This is a genomic window from Streptomyces sp. NPDC097640 (genome assembly GCF_040302705.1).
In the GTDB taxonomy this organism is placed as follows: domain Bacteria; phylum Actinomycetota; class Actinomycetes; order Streptomycetales; family Streptomycetaceae; genus Streptomyces.
In genome coordinates this window covers 128413-145449 of sequence record NZ_JBEOSB010000028.1, presented here as the reverse complement: position 1 = coordinate 145449, position 17037 = coordinate 128413, and the positions used below count along the sequence as shown (strand labels likewise).

Annotated in this window: 19 protein-coding genes; 9 read left to right on the top strand and 10 right to left on the bottom strand. The window is 72.2% G+C overall.

What is annotated here, in order from left to right:
* Positions 1 to 3: 3 nt before the first annotated feature.
* Entirely contained in the window at positions 4 to 375 is a 372-nt protein-coding gene (locus ABTY62_RS35730) for a hypothetical protein (protein WP_352133559.1), read from the bottom strand.
* Positions 376 to 390: 15 nt separating this feature from the next.
* Positions 391 to 819 (bottom strand): alternative ribosome rescue aminoacyl-tRNA hydrolase ArfB, encoded by a 429-nt coding sequence (arfB, locus tag ABTY62_RS35725; protein ID WP_352133558.1) that lies wholly within the window; start codon positions 817 to 819, stop codon positions 391 to 393.
* Positions 820 to 1005: 186 nt separating this feature from the next.
* Between arfB and ABTY62_RS35720 the strand changes: the two genes are divergently transcribed.
* Positions 1006 to 1581, top strand: coding sequence for a TerD family protein (locus ABTY62_RS35720; protein WP_352133557.1), 576 nt, complete (start codon positions 1006 to 1008; stop codon positions 1579 to 1581).
* A 66-nt stretch (positions 1582 to 1647) separates the two neighbouring features.
* Here ABTY62_RS35720 and ABTY62_RS35715 read toward each other — a convergent pair whose 3' ends face one another.
* From ABTY62_RS35715 to ABTY62_RS35705, 3 genes are all read right to left on the bottom strand, one after another.
* Complete coding sequence (locus ABTY62_RS35715; RefSeq protein WP_352133556.1) at positions 1648 to 1863, bottom strand: DUF397 domain-containing protein; 216 nt, start codon at positions 1861 to 1863, stop codon at positions 1648 to 1650.
* Between the two features lie 114 nt (positions 1864 to 1977).
* Positions 1978 to 2559, bottom strand: a complete 582-nt coding sequence (locus ABTY62_RS35710) for a Uma2 family endonuclease (protein ID WP_352133576.1) — start codon at positions 2557 to 2559, stop codon at positions 1978 to 1980.
* Between the two features lie 212 nt (positions 2560 to 2771).
* On the bottom strand, positions 2772 to 3494 hold the full coding sequence (locus ABTY62_RS35705; RefSeq protein ID WP_352133555.1) for an SDR family oxidoreductase: 723 nt from the start codon (positions 3492 to 3494) through the stop codon (positions 2772 to 2774).
* Positions 3495 to 3578: 84 nt separating this feature from the next.
* Here ABTY62_RS35705 and ABTY62_RS35700 point away from each other — a divergent pair, with 84 nt between their 5' ends.
* Entirely contained in the window at positions 3579 to 4190 is a 612-nt protein-coding gene (locus ABTY62_RS35700) for a TetR/AcrR family transcriptional regulator (protein ID WP_352133554.1), read from the top strand.
* A gap of 25 nt (positions 4191 to 4215) precedes the next feature.
* Here ABTY62_RS35700 and ABTY62_RS35695 read toward each other — a convergent pair whose 3' ends face one another.
* Positions 4216 to 4992 (bottom strand): SDR family oxidoreductase, encoded by a 777-nt coding sequence (locus ABTY62_RS35695; protein ID WP_352133553.1) that lies wholly within the window; start codon positions 4990 to 4992, stop codon positions 4216 to 4218.
* 150 nt (positions 4993 to 5142) lie between these two features.
* Here ABTY62_RS35695 and ABTY62_RS35690 point away from each other — a divergent pair, with 150 nt between their 5' ends.
* The 5 genes from ABTY62_RS35690 (at position 5143) to ABTY62_RS35670 (ending at position 10395) form a co-directional block, all read left to right on the top strand.
* Positions 5143 to 6054 carry a helix-turn-helix transcriptional regulator gene (locus ABTY62_RS35690; RefSeq protein WP_352133552.1) on the top strand — a complete coding sequence of 304 codons (912 nt, stop codon included), beginning with the start codon at positions 5143 to 5145 and terminating at the stop codon, positions 6052 to 6054.
* 288 nt (positions 6055 to 6342) lie between these two features.
* Complete coding sequence (locus ABTY62_RS35685) at positions 6343 to 7956, top strand: M4 family metallopeptidase (RefSeq protein ID WP_352133551.1); 1614 nt, start codon at positions 6343 to 6345, stop codon at positions 7954 to 7956.
* A 127-nt stretch (positions 7957 to 8083) separates the two neighbouring features.
* Positions 8084 to 9169 (top strand): S-(hydroxymethyl)mycothiol dehydrogenase, encoded by a 1086-nt coding sequence (locus ABTY62_RS35680; protein WP_311724492.1) that lies wholly within the window; start codon positions 8084 to 8086, stop codon positions 9167 to 9169.
* Positions 9169 to 9807 (top strand): MBL fold metallo-hydrolase, encoded by a 639-nt coding sequence (locus ABTY62_RS35675; protein WP_352133550.1) that lies wholly within the window; start codon positions 9169 to 9171, stop codon positions 9805 to 9807. The genes ABTY62_RS35680 and ABTY62_RS35675 overlap by 1 nt, the downstream gene beginning before the upstream one ends.
* A 90-nt stretch (positions 9808 to 9897) precedes the next feature.
* Positions 9898 to 10395: a hypothetical protein gene (locus ABTY62_RS35670; RefSeq protein WP_352133549.1), complete on the top strand. Its 498-nt coding sequence runs from the start codon at positions 9898 to 9900 to the stop codon at positions 10393 to 10395.
* Here ABTY62_RS35670 and ABTY62_RS35665 read toward each other — a convergent pair.
* Positions 10380 to 11096, bottom strand: coding sequence for a pentapeptide repeat-containing protein (locus ABTY62_RS35665; RefSeq protein WP_352133548.1), 717 nt, complete (start codon positions 11094 to 11096; stop codon positions 10380 to 10382). The genes ABTY62_RS35670 and ABTY62_RS35665 overlap by 16 nt on opposite strands.
* A 166-nt stretch (positions 11097 to 11262) precedes the next feature.
* Here ABTY62_RS35665 and ABTY62_RS35660 point away from each other — a divergent pair, with 166 nt between their 5' ends.
* A complete protein-coding gene (locus tag ABTY62_RS35660; protein ID WP_352133547.1) occupies positions 11263 to 12471 on the top strand; it encodes an FAD-dependent oxidoreductase in 1209 nt (402 codons plus the stop codon).
* 62 nt (positions 12472 to 12533) lie between these two features.
* Positions 12534 to 13544, top strand: coding sequence for a zinc-binding dehydrogenase (locus ABTY62_RS35655; protein ID WP_352133546.1), 1011 nt, complete (start codon positions 12534 to 12536; stop codon positions 13542 to 13544).
* Positions 13545 to 13641: 97 nt separating this feature from the next.
* On the opposite strand, the gene ABTY62_RS35650 is transcribed toward ABTY62_RS35655, so the two are convergent.
* From ABTY62_RS35650 to ABTY62_RS35640, 3 genes are all read right to left on the bottom strand, one after another.
* Positions 13642 to 14745: a M24 family metallopeptidase gene (locus ABTY62_RS35650; protein WP_352133575.1), complete on the bottom strand. Its 1104-nt coding sequence runs from the start codon at positions 14743 to 14745 to the stop codon at positions 13642 to 13644.
* Positions 14746 to 15021: 276 nt separating this feature from the next.
* A complete protein-coding gene (locus tag ABTY62_RS35645; RefSeq protein WP_311724643.1) occupies positions 15022 to 15714 on the bottom strand; it encodes an IclR family transcriptional regulator in 693 nt (230 codons plus the stop codon).
* Positions 15715 to 16040: 326 nt separating this feature from the next.
* Positions 16041 to 17036 (bottom strand): helix-turn-helix transcriptional regulator, encoded by a 996-nt coding sequence (locus tag ABTY62_RS35640; RefSeq protein WP_352133545.1) that lies wholly within the window; start codon positions 17034 to 17036, stop codon positions 16041 to 16043.
* Position 17037 lies beyond the last annotated feature (1 nt).

The window sequence follows — 17037 nt, the reverse complement described above, 5'->3', positions numbered from 1 at the left end:
GGCTCAGGCGCCGGACAGGCCCCAGGGCCATTCGACATCGCCCACCGGGCGGACGAGCTTCCCGGAGGCGAAGACGGCGTACTCCGGTCGCCACCCGTAGGCATGGTCCGGGTCGTCGGCGAACCGCAGCGCCAGGGTCCGGACCGGCAGGCACGGCCATGCTTCGACCTCGAGCGACCCCGGAGTGATCTGCGAGCAGGCACGGCAACCGGTGAACGACACGACCCGCGTCTCGCATCGGCCGCCGTCCGAGAAGATGTGCGAGGCATACAACCGCTCGGGCTCATGGGCGACGAGCCGTTCGAAGCCCGCCTCATCCAGCCGCGTCAGCAGGAAGTCGAGCAATTCCTCCACGAAGCGCTCGAAGCGCGCCACCCCGACCGGACCGTCCTAACCCCAGTCCCGCCCGGACCGCCCCCGCTTGGTGTCGCCGCGCTGCTTCTTCTCCCGCAGCCGCCGCTCGTTGATACCGCGTGGGATACGGGTCGGACGGCGCGGCTTGGGCGGCGGCGCGGTCGCCTCGGCCAGCAGCGACGCGAGCCGGACCGCCGCCGTCTCGCGGTTGCGCCACTGCGAGCGGTGCTCGGAGGCTCGTACGGTCACCACCCCGCCGACCAGCCGCCCCGCCAGCCGCTCCAGCGCGCGCTGCTTCCACACCGGCGGAAGCGCCTCGGTCGCGGCCAGGTCGAAGCGCAGCTCCACTTGGCTGTCGCTGGTGTTGACGTGCTGCCCGCCCGGCCCGGACGACCGCGAGAAACGCCACATGAGCTCGGCCTCCGGCAGGGAGACCGAGCCACGGATGACATGAGGCCCGGACATGTCCCCCATGATCCCGCGTCGCCGCGGGCCCGTCACCTGCTTTTGCCCGGACCGCCCGGCGCTAAGGATTTGCAAAGAAGGTAAAGGAAGGTGGAACCGGTGGGTGGCGGACCGCGTTGAGGTGGGTGACGGTAGCTTCGTCCGGAGTACGAAGCACCGAGGACTCGACCACGAAAGGGACTCCCCATGGCTGTAAGCCTGTCCAAGGGCGGCAACGTCTCCCTCACCAAGGAGGCACCGGGCCTGACCGCCGTCACGGTCGGCCTTGGCTGGGACGTCCGCACCACCACTGGCACCGATTTCGACCTGGACGCGAGCGCCATCGCCGTGAACCCGAGCGGCAAGGTCTACTCGGACCAGCACTTCATCTTCTTCAACAACAAGTCCACCCCGGACCAGTCCATCGTCCACACCGGTGACAACGTCACCGGCCAGGGCGAGGGCGACGACGAGCAGATCAACGTCAACCTGGCGGCTCTCCCCGCCGACGTCGAGAAGATCGTCTTCCCGGTCTCCATCTACGACGCCGAGTCCCGCAGCCAGAACTTCGGCCAGGTTCGGAACGCGTTCATCCGCATCATCAACCAGGCCGGCGGCACCGAGATCGCCCGCTACGACCTGAGCGAGGACGCGGCGACCGAGACCGCGATGGTCTTCGGCGAGCTCTACCGCAACGGCGCGGAGTGGAAGTTCCGCGCGGTCGGCCAGGGCTACGCCGCGGGCCTGGCGGGCATCGCCAAGGACTTCGGCGTCAACGTCTGACCGACGTAGCGCGCAAGACGCTGAGGGCCGCCCTGCCGTTGGGGCGGCCCTCGGCCGTTTCGGGGGTCAGCGCATGGCGATGCCAGCGCCTTTGAGCTCCGCCACGAAGGCGGACCACGCGGGGGCGGGGAAGATCAGGACGGGGCCGTGGGGCTGCTTGGAGTCGCGTATGGGAACTATGCCGGGGTGGCCGTCGGCCACCTCGACGCATGTCCCCTGGTCGGCGTTCGAGTAGCTGCTCTTGCGCCAGACAGTGGTAGTCAGGTCCGGGGTGGTCGACATGTCTTCCAGTCCCTGTGTCCCGTTTCCGCCCTGACGGCGCAAGGGACCGTTCACGCCACCCAATTTAGGGCATTCACGGCAACTACAGGGCCACAACAGGTAATTACCCATGGATCAGAACTCGCTCGTATCCAGCTCAAACTCGAAGGGATACGGCAGGGCGACCGTCTTGCCGATCTCCACCTCGGTCCGCCGGCCGTACCGCTGCCCGGAGGGCTCGGTGTGCACGACCACGTGGCCTCGTTCCCTGTCGATCAGGAGGTAACAGGGGATGCCCGCCTGGGCGTACCCGCGAAGCTTCGGCCCTCGGTCGTTCTCGGCGGTCGAGTCCGAGGTGATCTCGCCGACGAGCAGCGCGGGGCTGGGGTCGTGATACTCCAGCGCGTCGCTGAAGCTCCCCTTGGGAGCAATCACAAGGTCAGGGATGATCTTGCCAGTTGGGGATGCACCGGGGACAAGCAGCCCGATTCCGGTGTAACGCCCCAGGTCCTTCCGGTGGTCACGCATCTGCCCCGTTACTTCGGACACGATCTCTTCGTGCTCACCGTTGGCGGGAGGCACCACGTGGATTTTCCCTTCGATCAGTTCCACGCGCCATCCCTCAGGGGCTGCCGCGCTCAACGCCACGAAGGCGTCCTCGACCGATGAGACGGTGTTCCCGTCGGTGTCCGTGTGCGGTGCGAGCTCGGGAGCCATCAGTGCCACGGTGGACCTCCTTCGTACGGAGCGACACTCTCAGCCTAGGCGAGCAGCAGGGAGTGTATTGGCCAGACATCACCCGTACGAGGAGTGCTTAGCATTCCCCCAGGTCAGGGGGTCATCTTTGAGCTCCAGCACAAAGGCGGACCACACCTCGCCAGCCCCGGCCGTCGTCAGTACGGTCCGGCGCGCGGCCGAGGAACGGGCCGTCACAGAGCCGCTGCGTTGAGCCGCAGGCCGCCGTCGACCGACAAGACCGTGCCCGTGGTGTAGCTGTTGCCGATCAGATAGCCGATGGCGTCGGCGATGTCCTCCGCCGCGCCCACGCGCCCGGCCGGGGTGACCTTGGCGTAGGCGTCGAAGGCCTGCTGCCGCGCCTCGGCGGGCATCCAGTCCCACCACGGGGTGGCGATGACGCCGGGGGACACCGCGTTGACCCGTACCGGCGCGAGTTCCACGGCCAGCACCGGGACCATCGCCTCGACGGCCGCGTTGACCGCCGCCAGCCCCGCCGTGCCGGGCAGCGACGCGCCGGACGATCCCGCGGTGATGAAGGTCAGCGAGCCTTCAGGGGCGAGCACATCGAGCGCCGCCTGCGCGGCGATCGTCTGGGCGACGAGCTTGCCCTCGACCGCGGTGCGCAGTGCGTCGACCGTCAGGTCCTTGAAGGGGCCGCCCGCCGAGGCGCCGGTGGCGGTGATCACGACATGGTCGACCTTGCCGAGGCCGGCGAAGAAGGCGCGCATCGCCGTTTCGTCGCAAGCATCCACGGGCTGGCCGGTGGCGGACCCGCCCAGCTTCTCCAGGGCGGCCGCCAGGCGGTCCGCGTTCCGCCCGGTGATCACGACCTCGCGGCCCTCGGCCAACTGCCGTTCGGCCGCGGCCAGCCCGATGCCCGATGTGCCGCCGATGATCACGATTCGTTCTGTCATTACCCACTGCTCCTCAAACCATTTACGAGGCACGGTGCCTCGTTAAATTTAATTCGAGGCACGGTGTCTTGTAAAGTGCGCTCCATGACGGACACCCCGGCGCGCGGCAGACCGCGCAGTGAGCAGGCGCGGCGGGCCGTCCTGGCCGCGGCGCTGGAGCTGTGCCGGCGCGACGGCTTCCAGCCGCTGACGATCAAGGGGATTGCCGAGGCCGCCGGGGTCGGACGGCAGACGGTCTACCGCTGGTGGCCGACCAAGGAGGCCGTACTGCTGGAGGCCCTGCGCGACCTGACGGTGCGCGAGGCCCCGACCCTCCTCCCGGACACCGGCGATCCGCTGCGCGATCTGGAGACGTTTCTCGTCGGCGCGTACACCATGACCGCGCGGCTGACCGGCCAGGCCGTCGCCGGACTGATGGCCGAGGCCCAGCGCGACCCCGAACTCGCCGACCGGCTGCAGGCCGGGCTGCTCGCGGAGCGCCGCCGGGCGCTGCGCGAGGTACTGGAGCGGGCCGTACGGGCGGGGAAGCTGAGCGAGGGCGCGGCCTCGCTCGACCTCGCGGTCGACCTCGCCTTCGGAGTGATGTGGTACCGGCTGATGAGCCGGCACGCACCCGTGGACGCCGAGCTCGCCCACGAGGTGTCGGCCGCGCTGCGCCGGCTGCTCGCCCCGCCGGGCGAGGGCGGCGCCGGGTAGAGGACAAGGGCAGGGGCGGCCGGCGTCACGCCTGGCGCGTCGGCAGGACGATCACCTGGCGCAGGTTCACATGGGCCGGGCGGCTGGTGATGTACGCGATCAGGTCGGCGATGTCCTCGGAGGAGAGCCCTCCGAGGGCGGCGAACATGTCGTCCAGCTGGCCGGTCGCCGTCGCGTTGTCGACGTGGCTGCCGAGCTCGCTCTCGGTCAGCCCCGGCTCGATGTTGGTGACGCGCACGTTCCGCGGGCCGAACTCGGTGCGCAGCGACGCCGACAGCTGGGTGAGCGCGGCCTTCGTCGCCGAGTACACCGCATAGGTGGGGAACGGCACGTGCGCGCCGATGGAGGAGATGTTGACGAGGTCGGCCGGCCTGCCGTCGGCCGCCGCGGCGAGCAGGTCCTGGGTGAAGGCGCCCACGACGCGCAGCGCGCCGGTGAGGTTGGTGTCCACCATGCGGGTCCACTCGTCGGTCCGGCCGGCGTCGATCGGGTTGGGCAGCATCACCCCGGCGCCGTTGATCACCAGGTCCACCGGGCCGAAGGCGTCGTGCACCCGGGCGGCGCCGGCGGCGACCGCGGCCTCGTCGGTCACGTCGACCGGGACCGCGAGGGCCTGGCCGCCCTCGGCGGCGATCTCCTTGGCCAGCTCCTCCAGCCGGTCGGCGCGCCGCGCCCACAGCGCCACCCGGGCGCCCCGGGCGGCGAGCAGCCGGGCGGTCGCGGCGCCCATGCCGCTGGCGGCCCCGGTGATGACGGCGGTACGCCCGGCGAGGTCGTTCTGGCGCGAGTCTGCGTGGTTCATCTCGGATGCTCCTGAGGTGTCGTGCGGTGGTTTCGTGCCTCCCGGCACGTCCTCAAGACTGCGGCCGCCGCGCCGCCGTACCCAGGGTGACGCTTTTCCTGGGTCTGCCAGTACCAGGTTGGCGGCAGGGGCCTGACCTACTCTCGGGGCATGGCTGATGACGCTCTCGGTGACTTCCTCCGCTCACGGCGCGCCCGTATACGCCCCGACGACGTGGGGCTGATCTCCCATGGGCGCCGCCGGGTGCCGGGGCTGCGCCGGGAGGAGGTGGCCCAGCTGGCCGGGGTCAGCGTGGACTACTACGTCCGGCTGGAGCAGGGGCGCGGGACGAATGTGTCCGACGCGGTGCTCGACGCGGTGGCGCGGGTGCTGCGGCTGAACGACGCGGAACACGCCCATCTGCGGGATCTGGCCCGGCCGCGGCGGGGCCGGGGCCCTGGCGCGGTGGGGCGCCGGGCGGGCGGTCAGCGGGTGCGTACGGGCGTGCACACGCTGATGGAGACCATGACCGGCACGCCCGCGTTCCTTCTCGGCCGGCGCATGGACGTCCTGGCCTGGAACGCCCTCGCGGACGCGGTGTCGGGGTTCTCCGCGATGCCCGAGGGGGAGCGCAACGCGGCCCGGCACACCTTTCTGGACCCGGCGGCCCGCGAGCTCTACGCGGAGTGGCCCACCGTGGCCGCGGAGACGGTGGGCTATCTGCGGATCGACGCGGGGCGGCACCCGGACGATCCCCTGATGGCGTCGTTGATCGGCGAGCTGGCGATGAAGAACGAGACATTCCGCCGGCTCTGGGCCGATCACCCGGTCAAGGAGAAGACACACGGGCTCAAGCGGCTGCGCCATCCGGTCGTGGGCGATCTGGAACTGTCGTACGAAACGCTGGCGCTCCCTGGCGATCCTGACCAACTCCTGGTCACTTACGCGGCGGTTCCGGGTTCGGCCGCCGCGGAGAAGCTGGCGGTGCTCGCGAGCTGGTCGGCCGGTCAGGGCGGGTCCGGTCGGGGGGCCATGGACGACCGCACGAAAAGTGACAAGCCCTCATCTTCCAGGCACGGGTAAGTGGCGGAAACCTGACCGGAATCGCTTCCGCCAGAGACAACGCAAAGTCAAATTCTTGTTTCAGACCTGTCCGAACCGATCGTTCGATGACAATCTCTGCTCGGTCACCGCGCATGTCAGATGCACGTCAGCTTTAGCCGGCGTCAGCTGACCGCGCGCCAGGTGTCGGCACCACCGAAGCAAGCACCACTCACGCACCACTCCTCGCACCACCGGGCGGCCCACCCACGGCTGCCCGCACCCCCTACACAGGGCCGCGACCCAGCGGCCCCAAGGCTAGGAGACCGAGTGAGATCCATAGCTTCCGCCACCCGCAAGAAGTCCGTCCGCGCGGCCGCCCTCGTCGCCTCCGCCGCGATGGTCGTGATCGGCATGCAGACCGGCCCGGCCAACGCCCAGGCCGAGCTCAGCCGTGAGGCCGGCGCGACGGCGCTGCCGCTCTCCGCCCAGGAGCGCGCCTCCGCGATCCAGGCCGCGCAGGCCGACGCCTCCGCCCAGGCCGACTACCTCGGCCTCGGGGCCAAGGAGAAGCTGGTCGTCCGGGACGTCGTCAAGGACGCGGACGGCACCGTCCACACCCGGTACGAGCGCACCTACGACGGCCTGCCCGTCCTCGGCGGCGACCTCGTCGTCCACGAGAAGACGAGCGGCGCGCGCAGCGTGACCAAGGCGACCTCGGCCCGGATATCCGTGGCGAGCACGGCCGCGGAGGTACCGTCCGCCGACGCCAAGAAGTCCGCCCTCAAGGCGGCGCCCACCGACGACAAGGCCGGCAAGTCGCCGCGCAAGGTCATCTGGGCGGCGACCGGGAAGCCGGTTCTGGCCTGGGAGACCGTCGTCACCGGCATGCAGAAGGACGGCACCCCGAGCGAGCTGCACGTCATCACCGACGCCGCCACCGGCGAGAAGCTGTTCACCGACGAGGCTGTCAAGACCGGCACCGGCACCAGCAAGTACAGCGGCACGGTCACGCTCGGCACCACCAAGAGCGGCAGCACCTACAGCCTCACCGACAGCACGCGCGGCAACCACAAGACGTACGACCTGAACCAGGGCACGTCGGGCACCGGCACCCTGTTCACCGACGCCGACGACGTGTGGGGCGGCGGCCGCCAGACCGCCGGCGTCGACGCGCACTACGGCGCGGCCGAGACCTGGGACTTCTACAAGGAGGTGCTGGGCCGCAACGGCATCAAGAACGACGGCGTCGGCTCGTACTCCCGGACCCACTACGGCAACAACTACGTCAACGCGTTCTGGCAGGACTCCTGCTTCTGCATGACGTACGGCGACGGCTCGGGCAACGCCAACGCGCTCACCGCGCTGGACGTGGCCGGCCACGAGATGAGCCACGGCGTGACCGCGGCCACCGCCAAGCTCAACTACAGCGGCGAGTCCGGCGGCCTCAACGAGGCCACCTCCGACATCATGGCCACCGCCGTGGAGTTCTACTCCGCCAACTCCGCCGACGTCGGTGACTACCTCATCGGCGAGAAGATCGACATCAACGGCGACGGCACCCCGCTGCGCTACATGGACAAGCCCAGCAAGGACGGGGCGTCCCGGGACTACTGGTCCTCGACGCTCGGCAACATCGACGTCCACTACTCCTCCGGGCCCGCCAACCACTTCTTCTACCTGCTGTCCGAGGGCAGCGGCGCGAAGACCATCAACGGCGTCAGCTACAACAGCCCGACGTCCAACGGCGCCACGCTCACCGGCATCGGCCGGGACAAGGCCACCAAGATCTGGTACAAGGCGCTGACCACGTACCTGACCTCCACCTCCAAGTACGCACAGGCCCGCACCGCCACGCTCAGCGCGGCGACCGACCTGTACGGGGCGAACAGCGCCGAGTACAAGGCCGTCGCGGCCGCCTGGACCGGGATCAGCGTGAACTGAATCACCTGAAGCACCCGAAGCACCCGAAGTAGGCGCGCGCCAAGAGCGCCGAAGCGGCGACGGGCCGCACCGTACCCCGGTGCGGCCCGTTTCCGTACGCACCGCTGATGGCGCTTACGCTGCTGTTATGACTCAACACGTACGCGGTGTCATCGCCCCGGGCAAAGGCGAGCAGGTCAGGATCGAGACGATCGTGGTTCCGGACCCCGGTCCCGGCGAGGCGGTGGTGCAGGTACGGGCCTGCGGCGTATGCCACACCGACCTGCACTACCGGGAGGGCGGCATCAACGACGAGTTCCCGTTCCTGCTCGGCCACGAGGCGGCGGGCGTCGTGGAGTCCGTCGGGGAGGGCGTCACGGACGTGGCCCCCGGTGACTTCGTGATCCTGAACTGGCGTGCGGTGTGCGGCCAGTGCCGGGCCTGTCGCCGCGGCCGCCCCTGGTACTGCTTCAACACCCACAACGCCAACCAGCCCATGACGCTCACCGACGGCACCCCGCTCTCCCCGGCCCTGGGCATCGGCGCCTTCGCCGAGAAGACGCTCGTCGCCGCCGGGCAGTGCACCAAGGTCGACCCGGCCGCATCGGCCGCGGCGGCCGGCCTGCTGGGCTGCGGCGTGATGGCCGGCCTCGGCGCGGCCATCAACACCGGCGGGGTGGGGCGCGGCGACTCGGTCGCCGTCATCGGCTGCGGCGGCGTCGGCGGCGCGGCGATCGCCGGGTCCCTGCTGGCCGGGGCGTCGAAAATCATCGCGGTGGACGTGGACGACCGGAAGCTGGAGCAGGCGCGCGGGCTGGGCGCCACCCACACGGTCAACGGCAAGACGGCCGATGCCGTCGAGGCCATCCGGGAGCTGACCGGCGGCAACGGCGCCGATGTCGTGATCGACGCGGTCGGCCGCCCCGAGACCTACCGGCAGGCCTTCTACGCCCGTGACCTGGCCGGCACCGTGGTGCTGGTCGGGGTGCCCACCCCGGAGATGAAGCTGGAGCTGCCGCTGCTGGACGTCTTCGGGCGCGGCGGCGCGCTCAAGTCCTCCTGGTACGGGGACTGCCTGCCCTCCCGCGACTTCCCGATGCTGATCGACCTGTATCTCCAGGGGCGGCTCGACCTCGACGCGTTCGTCAGCGAGACGATCGGGCTCGACGACGTCGAGGAGGCGTTCGCGAAGATGCAGCGCGGCGAGGTGCTGCGCTCGGTGGTGACGCTCTGATGACCCCACCGCCCGTACGCGTCGACCACCTGGTCACCTCCGGCACCTTCTCCCTGGACGGCTCCACCTGGGAGGTGGACAACAACGTCTGGCTGGTCGGCGACGACAGCGAGGTGTACGTCATCGACGCCGCCCATGACGCGGACGCGATCATCGAGGCGGTCGGGGACCGGCGGCTGCTCGGCATCCTGTGCACCCACGGCCACGACGACCACATCGACGCGGCCCCGGACGTCGCCGACCGCACGGGCGCGCCGATCCTGCTGCACCCGGACGACGAGGTGCTGTGGCGCATGCGCCACCCGGACCGCAAGCCGGACGGGGTACTCGCCGACGGCGACGTCCTCACCGTGGCCGGCACCGAACTGCGGGTGCTGCACACCCCCGGCCACTCCCCCGGCGCGGTCTGCCTCCACGCCCCCACGCTGACCACCGTCTTCTCCGGTGACACGCTCTTCCAGGGCGGCCCCGGGGCGACCGGCCGCTCGTACTCGTCCTTCCCGACGATCATCGAGTCGATCCGGGAGCGGCTGCTGTCGCTGCCGCCGGAGACCGTCGTCCGCACGGGCCACGGCGACCCGACCACCATCGGTGACGAGGCTCCGCACCTGGAGGAGTGGATCGCCCGCGGCCACTGAGCCGTGTGCTCGCGTGCGGTGCCGTCCCGCCCCGGCAGGACGGGGACGGCACCGCACGGCGGGTGCGGGTGCCGTGACACCATCAACCGTGTGATCGACCTCGGCTACTCCCTCTCCCGCCGCTTCCCCGACCCCCCGCAGACCGACTACCGCACCGCGGACGTGCACGCCCTGCGCCACGACCTGTTCTGCGGCGATGTCTACCTCGCCGACACCAAGGCGGACCGGGAGCTGTCCACAGCCTGGGGATGGGTGCCCGTGCTCGACTTCGCCTGGGCGCTGTGCGACATCGTCGAGCGGCTCGACCGCGACCCGCGCGGCAACCGCTCCGCGCGCCCCGTCCACGCCGAGCTGGACTTCACCGAGTCGACGGACCGGATGCTCTTCGAGCGGCGCTTCGGCTGGGTGGACGTCACGGCCGACTGGGCGCCGGCCGAGGAGCCCCCGCTCACCTTCAACCACGCCGCGCTGCGCCGGGAGGCCCGCGACTTCCTGCACGACCTGATCGCGGACCTCACCGATATGCACGAGGGGCTGGCCGACAACCCCGCGGTGTGGGACCTACAGGCCCGCTACCCCCGCCTCTGATCCCCGGTCCGGGCCGCGTCCTCCACCCGCAGCCCCAGCCGGGCCGCGAGCACCGGGGCCAGGTCGAGCAGCTGGGTCGGGCTGATCACCGCGCCCGCCAGATCCTCCACGCCTCGCGCGATGTCCAGCTCCGCGACCGCGCGCAGATCCACGTCCTTCATCCGCGCCTGGCTGAAGTCCACCCGGCGCAGCGCGCAGTCCACGAACTCCACGCGCTCCAGCACCGCCCCGCCGAAGTCCGGCTCCGCCAGCACACACCCCTCGAAGACGACGTCCGTGAGCCGGGCCGTCCGCAGATTCAGATAGTCGATCTTCCCGCCGCGCACCACCACCCGCTCCAGCACCGCGCCGTGCAGCTGGACCCCGCCCAGCCGGGCGTCGACCAGCTCCACATCCCGCAGCCGCGCCTCGGACGCATCGGTGCCCACGCCCCGCACGCCCTCCAGCACACAGTCGAGGAATCTGGCCCGGGACAGCCGGACCTCGTCGAACGCGCAGCGGCGGATCCCGCAGTCCAGGAAGCGGGCGCCGCCCGCCCGCTGCCCGGCGAAGTCCACGTCCTCGAACTCCAGCCCGTCGTAGTCCCCCTCCGGCTCCAGCTCCCCGCCCTCGTAGGGCCGCAGCCCGGGCAGCGTCACCTCCGGCCGCCGCGCCGCCCGCACCGCGCCCGCCGCCGTCCCGCTCCTGCCGCGCCCTGCCATCACCGCTCCGTCCATTCGCGCTCGCCGTGGCCCGCTCTCCATCGTGAACCACGCCACTGACAACGGCCGGACAGCGGCCCGATGTCACATCTCGCGCCACCGCGTCGTCGTACGGAGGAAGCGATCCGATCCCATCCGGATCGCAGCACGGGAAGGAGTGCTGCCCATGCACCGCATCACCGTCATCGGCGGCGGCCTCGCGGGCCTCACCGCGGCCATCGCCGCCGCCGAGGCCGGGGCCCCGGTCACCCTCCACGAGGCCCACCACACGCTCGGCGGCCGCGCCCGCACCGCCCCCGGCCCGTACCGCGTCAACGAGGGCCCGCACGCCTTCTACGCGGGCGGGCCGCACTGGCCGTGGCTGAGGCAGCGCGGGCTGCTCGGCCCGCTCGCGAGCCTCCCGCCCCTGGAAGCCGCCCGACTGCGCTTCCACCGCAGGGGCCGGCTGCGCCGCATGCCCCCGGCCGCCATGCTCAGGCTGCTGCTGACCAGGCGGGCGCCGGTCGACCTCGACTTCACCGCCTGGGCGACGGGCGTGGTCGGCGCGGCCGGGGCGCGCGCGGCCGCGAACTACGCCGCCGTCGCCCTCTTCCACCACGCCCCCGGCCGGCTGTCCGCCGCGTTCGTCCAGGAGCGTTTCCGGCGCGCCGCCAAGGTGCCGCCGGAGGCCCACTATGTGCGCGGCGGCTGGGGCACGACCATCGAACGCATGGCCGATTACGCCTGGAAGCGCGGCGTACGGATCGAGACCGGCTCCCGCGTGGACACGCTGCCCACCGACCAGGGCGGCCCGGTGATCGTCGCGACCGCGCTGCCCGCCGCCCGCGCGCTCCTCGGCGACGCCTCCCTGACCTGGGACAGCGGCCGCACGGTGCTGCTCGACCTCGCCGTACGCACCCGGCGCGGCGACGCGTTCGCCGTCTCCGACCTCGACTCCCCCGGCTGGATCGAGCGCTTCACGGCCCAGGACCCCTCCCTGGCCCCGCCCGGCGAGCAGCTGATCCAGGGCCAGCTGCCCATCGCCCCGGACGAGACCAGGGCGGACGGCGTCGCCCGCGCCGAACGCCTGCTGGACCTGGGCTTCCCGGGCTGGCGCGAGCGCACGGTCTGGCGGCGGGAGTCCACGGCCAACGGGCGTACGGGAGCGGTGGACGCGCCCGGCACCACCTGGCACAACCGGCCGGCGGTCGACCGGGGCGAGGGGGTCTATCTGGCGGGCGACCAGGTGGCCGCGCCGGGAGTGCTCTGCGAGGTGTCGTTCAACAGCGCCCTCACCGCCGCCGCCCTCGCGCTCGACGAGTGGCGCACAGGCCGGGGTCGCGGTGGAGGTCGCGGTGAGGGCCGTCACGTCTCCGCGCCGCTCAACACTCCTTGACTTAACGTTTGGTTGAGGTTGGAGGGTGGCCGTACGACAGCCCGCAACCCCTGGGAGACCCCATGTATGCCGTCCGTCTGCACGCCTTCGGCCCCGCCGAGAACCTGGTCCTCGAGAAGACCGACGATCCCCTCCCCGGCCCCGGCGAGGTCCGGATCGCGGTGGCCGCCGCCGGTGTCCACCTCCTCGACACCGCACTGCGCCAGGGCCTGACCTCCGCCGTGCACTCCGCGCCCGAACTGCCGACCATCCCCGGCCGTGAGGTCGCGGGCACCGTCGAGGCGCTCGGCGAGGGCACCGACCCGGCGTGGCTGGGCAAACGCGTCGTCGCCCACCTCGGGATGGTCCCCGGCGGCTACGCCGAACTGGCCGTGGTCGCCGCGGGCAAGCTGCACGAGGTGCCCGCCAACCTGGACGAGGCCCAGGCCGTCGCCATGATCGGCACCGGCAGGACCACCATGGGAATCCTCCAGTTCGCCGAGCTGACCGCCGACGACGTCGCGGTCGTCACCTCGGCGGCGGGCGGGATCGGCCAGCTCATCGTCCAGTACGCCGGGTACGTCGGCGCCACGGTCGTCGGGCTCGCGGGCGGGCCGGAGAAGGTGGCGCGGGTACGCGAGCTGGGCGCCCACATCGCCGTCGACTACACCGACCCGGCCTGGCCGGACCAGGTCCGCGCCGCCCTCGGCGGCCGCCCCGCGACCGTGCTGTTCGACGGCGTCGGCGGCGACCCCGGCCGCGCGGGCGTGGACCTGCTCGGCCCCGGCGGCCGTCACCTCGTCTTCGGCTGGTCCTCGGGCGGGCTGCTCACCGGCGGTGGCGGCCCGCTGGAGTTCGGCGAGGAGGAGCTGGCGGCGCGCGGCATCACCTCCCAGCTCGTGCTCGGCCCGCCGATGCTGGAGAGGGCTGGCGGCCCGGACCCGATCCGCACCCTCGAAGAGCGCTCCATGGCCGAGGCCGCGGCCGGCCGCCTCGTCCCGGCCGTCCACCGCTTCCCCCTCGCCGAGGCGGCCGCCGCCCACCGGGCCCTGGAGACCCGCGCCACGATGGGCAAGGTCGTCCTGGTCCCCTGATCACCCCGTCCCGCCGGGTCCCGCCCCGCTCCACGTGGGGAGAGCGGGACGGGCCCGGCGGGGCGCGGGCACAAGCCCGAGGCCCGGCCCAGGCCCGCTACGCCACCACGCGCAGCTCCCGCGCCGTGTTGTTCAGCCGCCGCCCGCCCGTCTCCGTGCAGGTCACGATGTCCTCGATGCGCACCCCGAAGCGCCCCGGCAGATAGATCCCCGGCTCGATCGAGAAGCACATCCCCGGCACCAGCGGGAGCTGCTCGCCCTCCGTCATATACGGCGGCTCATGCGTCGTGACGCCGATGCCGTGGCCGGTGCGGTGGATGAAGTACTCGCCGTAGCCCGCCTCGGTGATCACCTGGCGCGCCGCCCGGTCGATGTCCTGGCAGGCCGCCCCCGGGCGGACCGCCTCGAACGCCGCCTGCTGCGCCTCCCGTACGACCTCGTGGACCTTGCGCTCCTCCTTCGTGGGCTCGCCGACGTGCACGGTGCGCGAGGTGTCGGAGCCGTAGCCGTCCTTGAGACCGCCGAAGTCCAGCACCACCATGTCGCCCTCCTCGATGACCCGCTCCCCGGCCTCGTGGTGCGGATTCGCGCCGTTCGGGCCGGAGCACACGAGCGTGAAGTCGACCTGGCTGTGCCCGTGTCGCAGCAGCAGCTCACTGAGGTCGGCGGCGATGTCGCGCTCCCGCCGCCCGGCGAAGCGCACCCGCACGATCTCCTCGTAAGCCGCGTCGGCCGCCGCCCCCGCCGCCGCGATCCGCTGCACCTCGTGGGTGTCCTTGACCGCGCGCAGCATGGGCAGCGCCTCGCCGATCGCGGAGTAGGAGGTGTCGGGGAGGGCGCGTTGGAGGCCGAGCAGGTGGGCGGCCCAGGTCTCGTCGGAGATGCCGTAACGGCCGCGCGGCGGCAGCGTGTCCGCCGCCGTCCGGTACGGGTCGCTGCCGTCGGTCCAGCCGGTCACCTCGATCGCCCCGGCGCCGGTCGCGGCCAGCGCGTCGGGCCGCTCCAGCAGGGGCACCAGCAGCCGCGGTGTCTGCCCGGGGACGAGCAGGAGTGCGGTGAGGCGCTCGGTCACCGCCGGGGGGCGGTAGCCGCACAGATGCGTCAGGTCCGGACCGGGGGTGACCACCAGCCCGGCCAGCCCGGCGTCGGCGGCGGTACGGGCCGCCCGGGCCATCCGGACGGTGTAGTCCTCAAGGGTCATGGGGGCGAGCTGCTGCTCGGCGGGCGTCGGCATGCGGACAGCATCCCGCAGCGGCATCCACCCCGCGACAGGGGGCGGAAGACCCGCGGCAGGGGCGCGGGCCCCGCGGCGGGGCCTTGGTGAGGGGCCTTGGTGAGGGGCCTTGGTGAGGGGCCTTGGTGAGGGGCCGGAGCCGACGGGCGCCACGACACGAAGCGCCCGGACCGCAGCGCCCCGGCTCAGCCCTCCGTGCCGGCGGCGCGTCAGCGCCCCCCGCGCGTCAGCGCCCCCCGCGCGTCAGCGCTGGAATCCGCTGCCCAGCCGGACGGCCGCGTCGATCACCGCGCTGCCGTAGACCCGGCCCGGGGTGCCGGACATCCGCCCGACGGGCCCGGAGATCGACAGCGCGGCGACCACCCGGCCGCCGGGGCCGCGCACCGGGGCGGCCACCGCGGCTATCCCGTGCTCCCGCCCGCCGACGCTCTGCGCCCAGCCCTGGCGCCGTACGCCGGAGAGGGTGGCGGCCGTGAACTGCGCGCCGCGCAGCCCCTCGTACAGGTCCTCGGGCCGCTCCCAGGCCAGCAGCACCTGGGCGACGGGACCGGCGTTCATCGGCAGGGAGGCGCCGACCGGCACCCGGTCCTGCGCGACCGGGTTGCCGTCCACCGGGGCCTCGGCGACACAGATCCGCATGTATCCGCGGCGGCGGTAGAGCCGGGCGCTGGCGCCGGTCAGATCGCGCAGCTCGCACAGCACCGGCTCCGCCGATGTCGCCAGGTGGTCCCGACACGCCTCCAGGGCCATCAGCCCGAGCCTCGGCCCCAGGATGAACCGGCCCTGCGCGTCCCGGGCCAGCAGCCGAAGCCGCTCCAGGGCGAGCACCAGCCGGTGCACGGTGGGGCGTTTGAGGCCGGTGGCGGAGACCAGCCTGGCCAGGGACGCCGGGCCCGCTTCCAGGACGCCGAGCAGGAGCGAGGCCTTGTCGAGCACGCCGACCCCGCTCAGCAGCTGCTCCGGAGAGGTCCGCTCCGCGACGGTCGGCGCCACCGGCGCCGGCTGGGCCGCCTGGGCCGCCTGGGCCGCCTTTCCGCGCGTCGCCTTCCGGTGGCTCGTCAGGACCTTTTCAGGAGTTGAGATCGCCATAAGAGTGCCTCCTTGTCGGGCCGGTCACTCCCATGCGCCAGGACCGTCCGCAACCACGGCTTTCGTCAGGTCAGTTCATCATGTCTAGCTGTCCGCCCAGAGCACCCGCAATGCGGCTACAGGAAGCTGCCAGCACCTCAACCGGCCACGGCCTGCCCCGCCCCGCCACCGGCTCAGCGCCGGTGGCGCGGGGCGTCCCGCGGCGGCTCCCGCGGGGCGTCACCGGGCGGGTTGGTCGGCAATAACCCCAGCTCAGCGGCGCGCACCCCGGCCTGGAACCGGGAGCTCGCGCCCAGCAGGGCCATGATCTCGGCGACGTAGCGGCGATAGGTGCGCACCGAGACCGACAGCTCGCGCGCGGCGACCTCGTCGGTGACGCCGAGCCTGAGCCACTCCAGGATCGGCCGCACCATCTCCATCCGGGCGTGGCCGCCCAGATCGACCTGTTCGTTCACCACCACCGCGTTGCGCCAGATCCCGTCGAAGAGGGTCTGGAGGGTCTCGATGACCCCCGGGTCCCGGATCGCCGAGGCCCGGCGTCCGACCGCCGAGTCGGCGCACACCAGCGCGGCGCGGCCGTCGACGATGAACGCGGCGAGCAGCGGAATCCGGGCGACCCGGACCTCCAGGGGCCGTCCGTCCCGGGCGTGCCGCCGCACAAAATTCCAGTCGAGCGAGTTCTGGGCGCACAGCACGCGTGTTCTCACGTCCTCGCCGCCGGAACGGAGCCATTCGCTCAGTACGGAATGCAGCGCCCCGACATGCGCGGCCTCCGCCGCGAGCACCACGTCGACATTCCCCCCGGCCTCCCGGATCAGCTCTTCGGCAGCCGTTCGAATTTCTCCCTCGTCCGTTTCCACCGCCGCGACCCAGGACTTCCCGAGCGGTCGCCCGGAGCCCTCGGCGGCAGCGGAATCACCGATCCCGGAATCGCCGGTGGCGGATTCACCCGTCGCGGATTCGCCGGTCACGGATTCACCGGTCACGGATCCGGCGGCAGCGAAATCGGCGGCAGCGGAATCGCCGGCCCTGGATTCGGCGGCGGCGGATTCGGCGGCGGCGGCTTCGACGACCGTGGTTGCTATGAGCGCGCGAACCGCCAGGAGTTCCTGGGCGATGGCCTCATCGGCCCGCTCGCTGTCGGTGCGGCCCTCCTCGTGCCCGGTCACG

What these genes read in the sequence shown, in the direction of transcription:
- ABTY62_RS35675 (WP_352133550.1), top strand. Translation starts at nt 9,169, where the DNA reads ATGACCCCACCGCCCGTACGCGTCGACCACCTGGTCACCTCCGGCACC.
- ABTY62_RS35665 (WP_352133548.1), bottom strand. Translation starts at nt 11,096, where the DNA reads ATGGCAGGGCGCGGCAGGAGCGGGACGGCGGCGGGCGCGGTGCGGGCG.
- ABTY62_RS35700 (WP_352133554.1), top strand. Translation starts at nt 3,579, where the DNA reads ATGACGGACACCCCGGCGCGCGGCAGACCGCGCAGTGAGCAGGCGCGG.
- ABTY62_RS35705 (WP_352133555.1), bottom strand. Translation starts at nt 3,494, where the DNA reads ATGACAGAACGAATCGTGATCATCGGCGGCACATCGGGCATCGGGCTG.
- ABTY62_RS35710 (WP_352133576.1), bottom strand. Translation starts at nt 2,559, where the DNA reads ATGGCTCCCGAGCTCGCACCGCACACGGACACCGACGGGAACACCGTC.
- ABTY62_RS35650 (WP_352133575.1), bottom strand. Translation starts at nt 14,745, where the DNA reads ATGACCCTTGAGGACTACACCGTCCGGATGGCCCGGGCGGCCCGTACC.
- ABTY62_RS35655 (WP_352133546.1), top strand. Translation starts at nt 12,534, where the DNA reads ATGTATGCCGTCCGTCTGCACGCCTTCGGCCCCGCCGAGAACCTGGTC.
- ABTY62_RS35695 (WP_352133553.1), bottom strand. Translation starts at nt 4,992, where the DNA reads ATGAACCACGCAGACTCGCGCCAGAACGACCTCGCCGGGCGTACCGCC.
- ABTY62_RS35715 (WP_352133556.1), bottom strand. Translation starts at nt 1,863, where the DNA reads ATGTCGACCACCCCGGACCTGACTACCACTGTCTGGCGCAAGAGCAGC.
- ABTY62_RS35690 (WP_352133552.1), top strand. Translation starts at nt 5,143, where the DNA reads ATGGCTGATGACGCTCTCGGTGACTTCCTCCGCTCACGGCGCGCCCGT.
- ABTY62_RS35680 (WP_311724492.1), top strand. Translation starts at nt 8,084, where the DNA reads ATGACTCAACACGTACGCGGTGTCATCGCCCCGGGCAAAGGCGAGCAG.
- ABTY62_RS35660 (WP_352133547.1), top strand. Translation starts at nt 11,263, where the DNA reads ATGCACCGCATCACCGTCATCGGCGGCGGCCTCGCGGGCCTCACCGCG.
- arfB (WP_352133558.1), bottom strand. Translation starts at nt 819, where the DNA reads ATGTCCGGGCCTCATGTCATCCGTGGCTCGGTCTCCCTGCCGGAGGCC.
- ABTY62_RS35720 (WP_352133557.1), top strand. Translation starts at nt 1,006, where the DNA reads ATGGCTGTAAGCCTGTCCAAGGGCGGCAACGTCTCCCTCACCAAGGAG.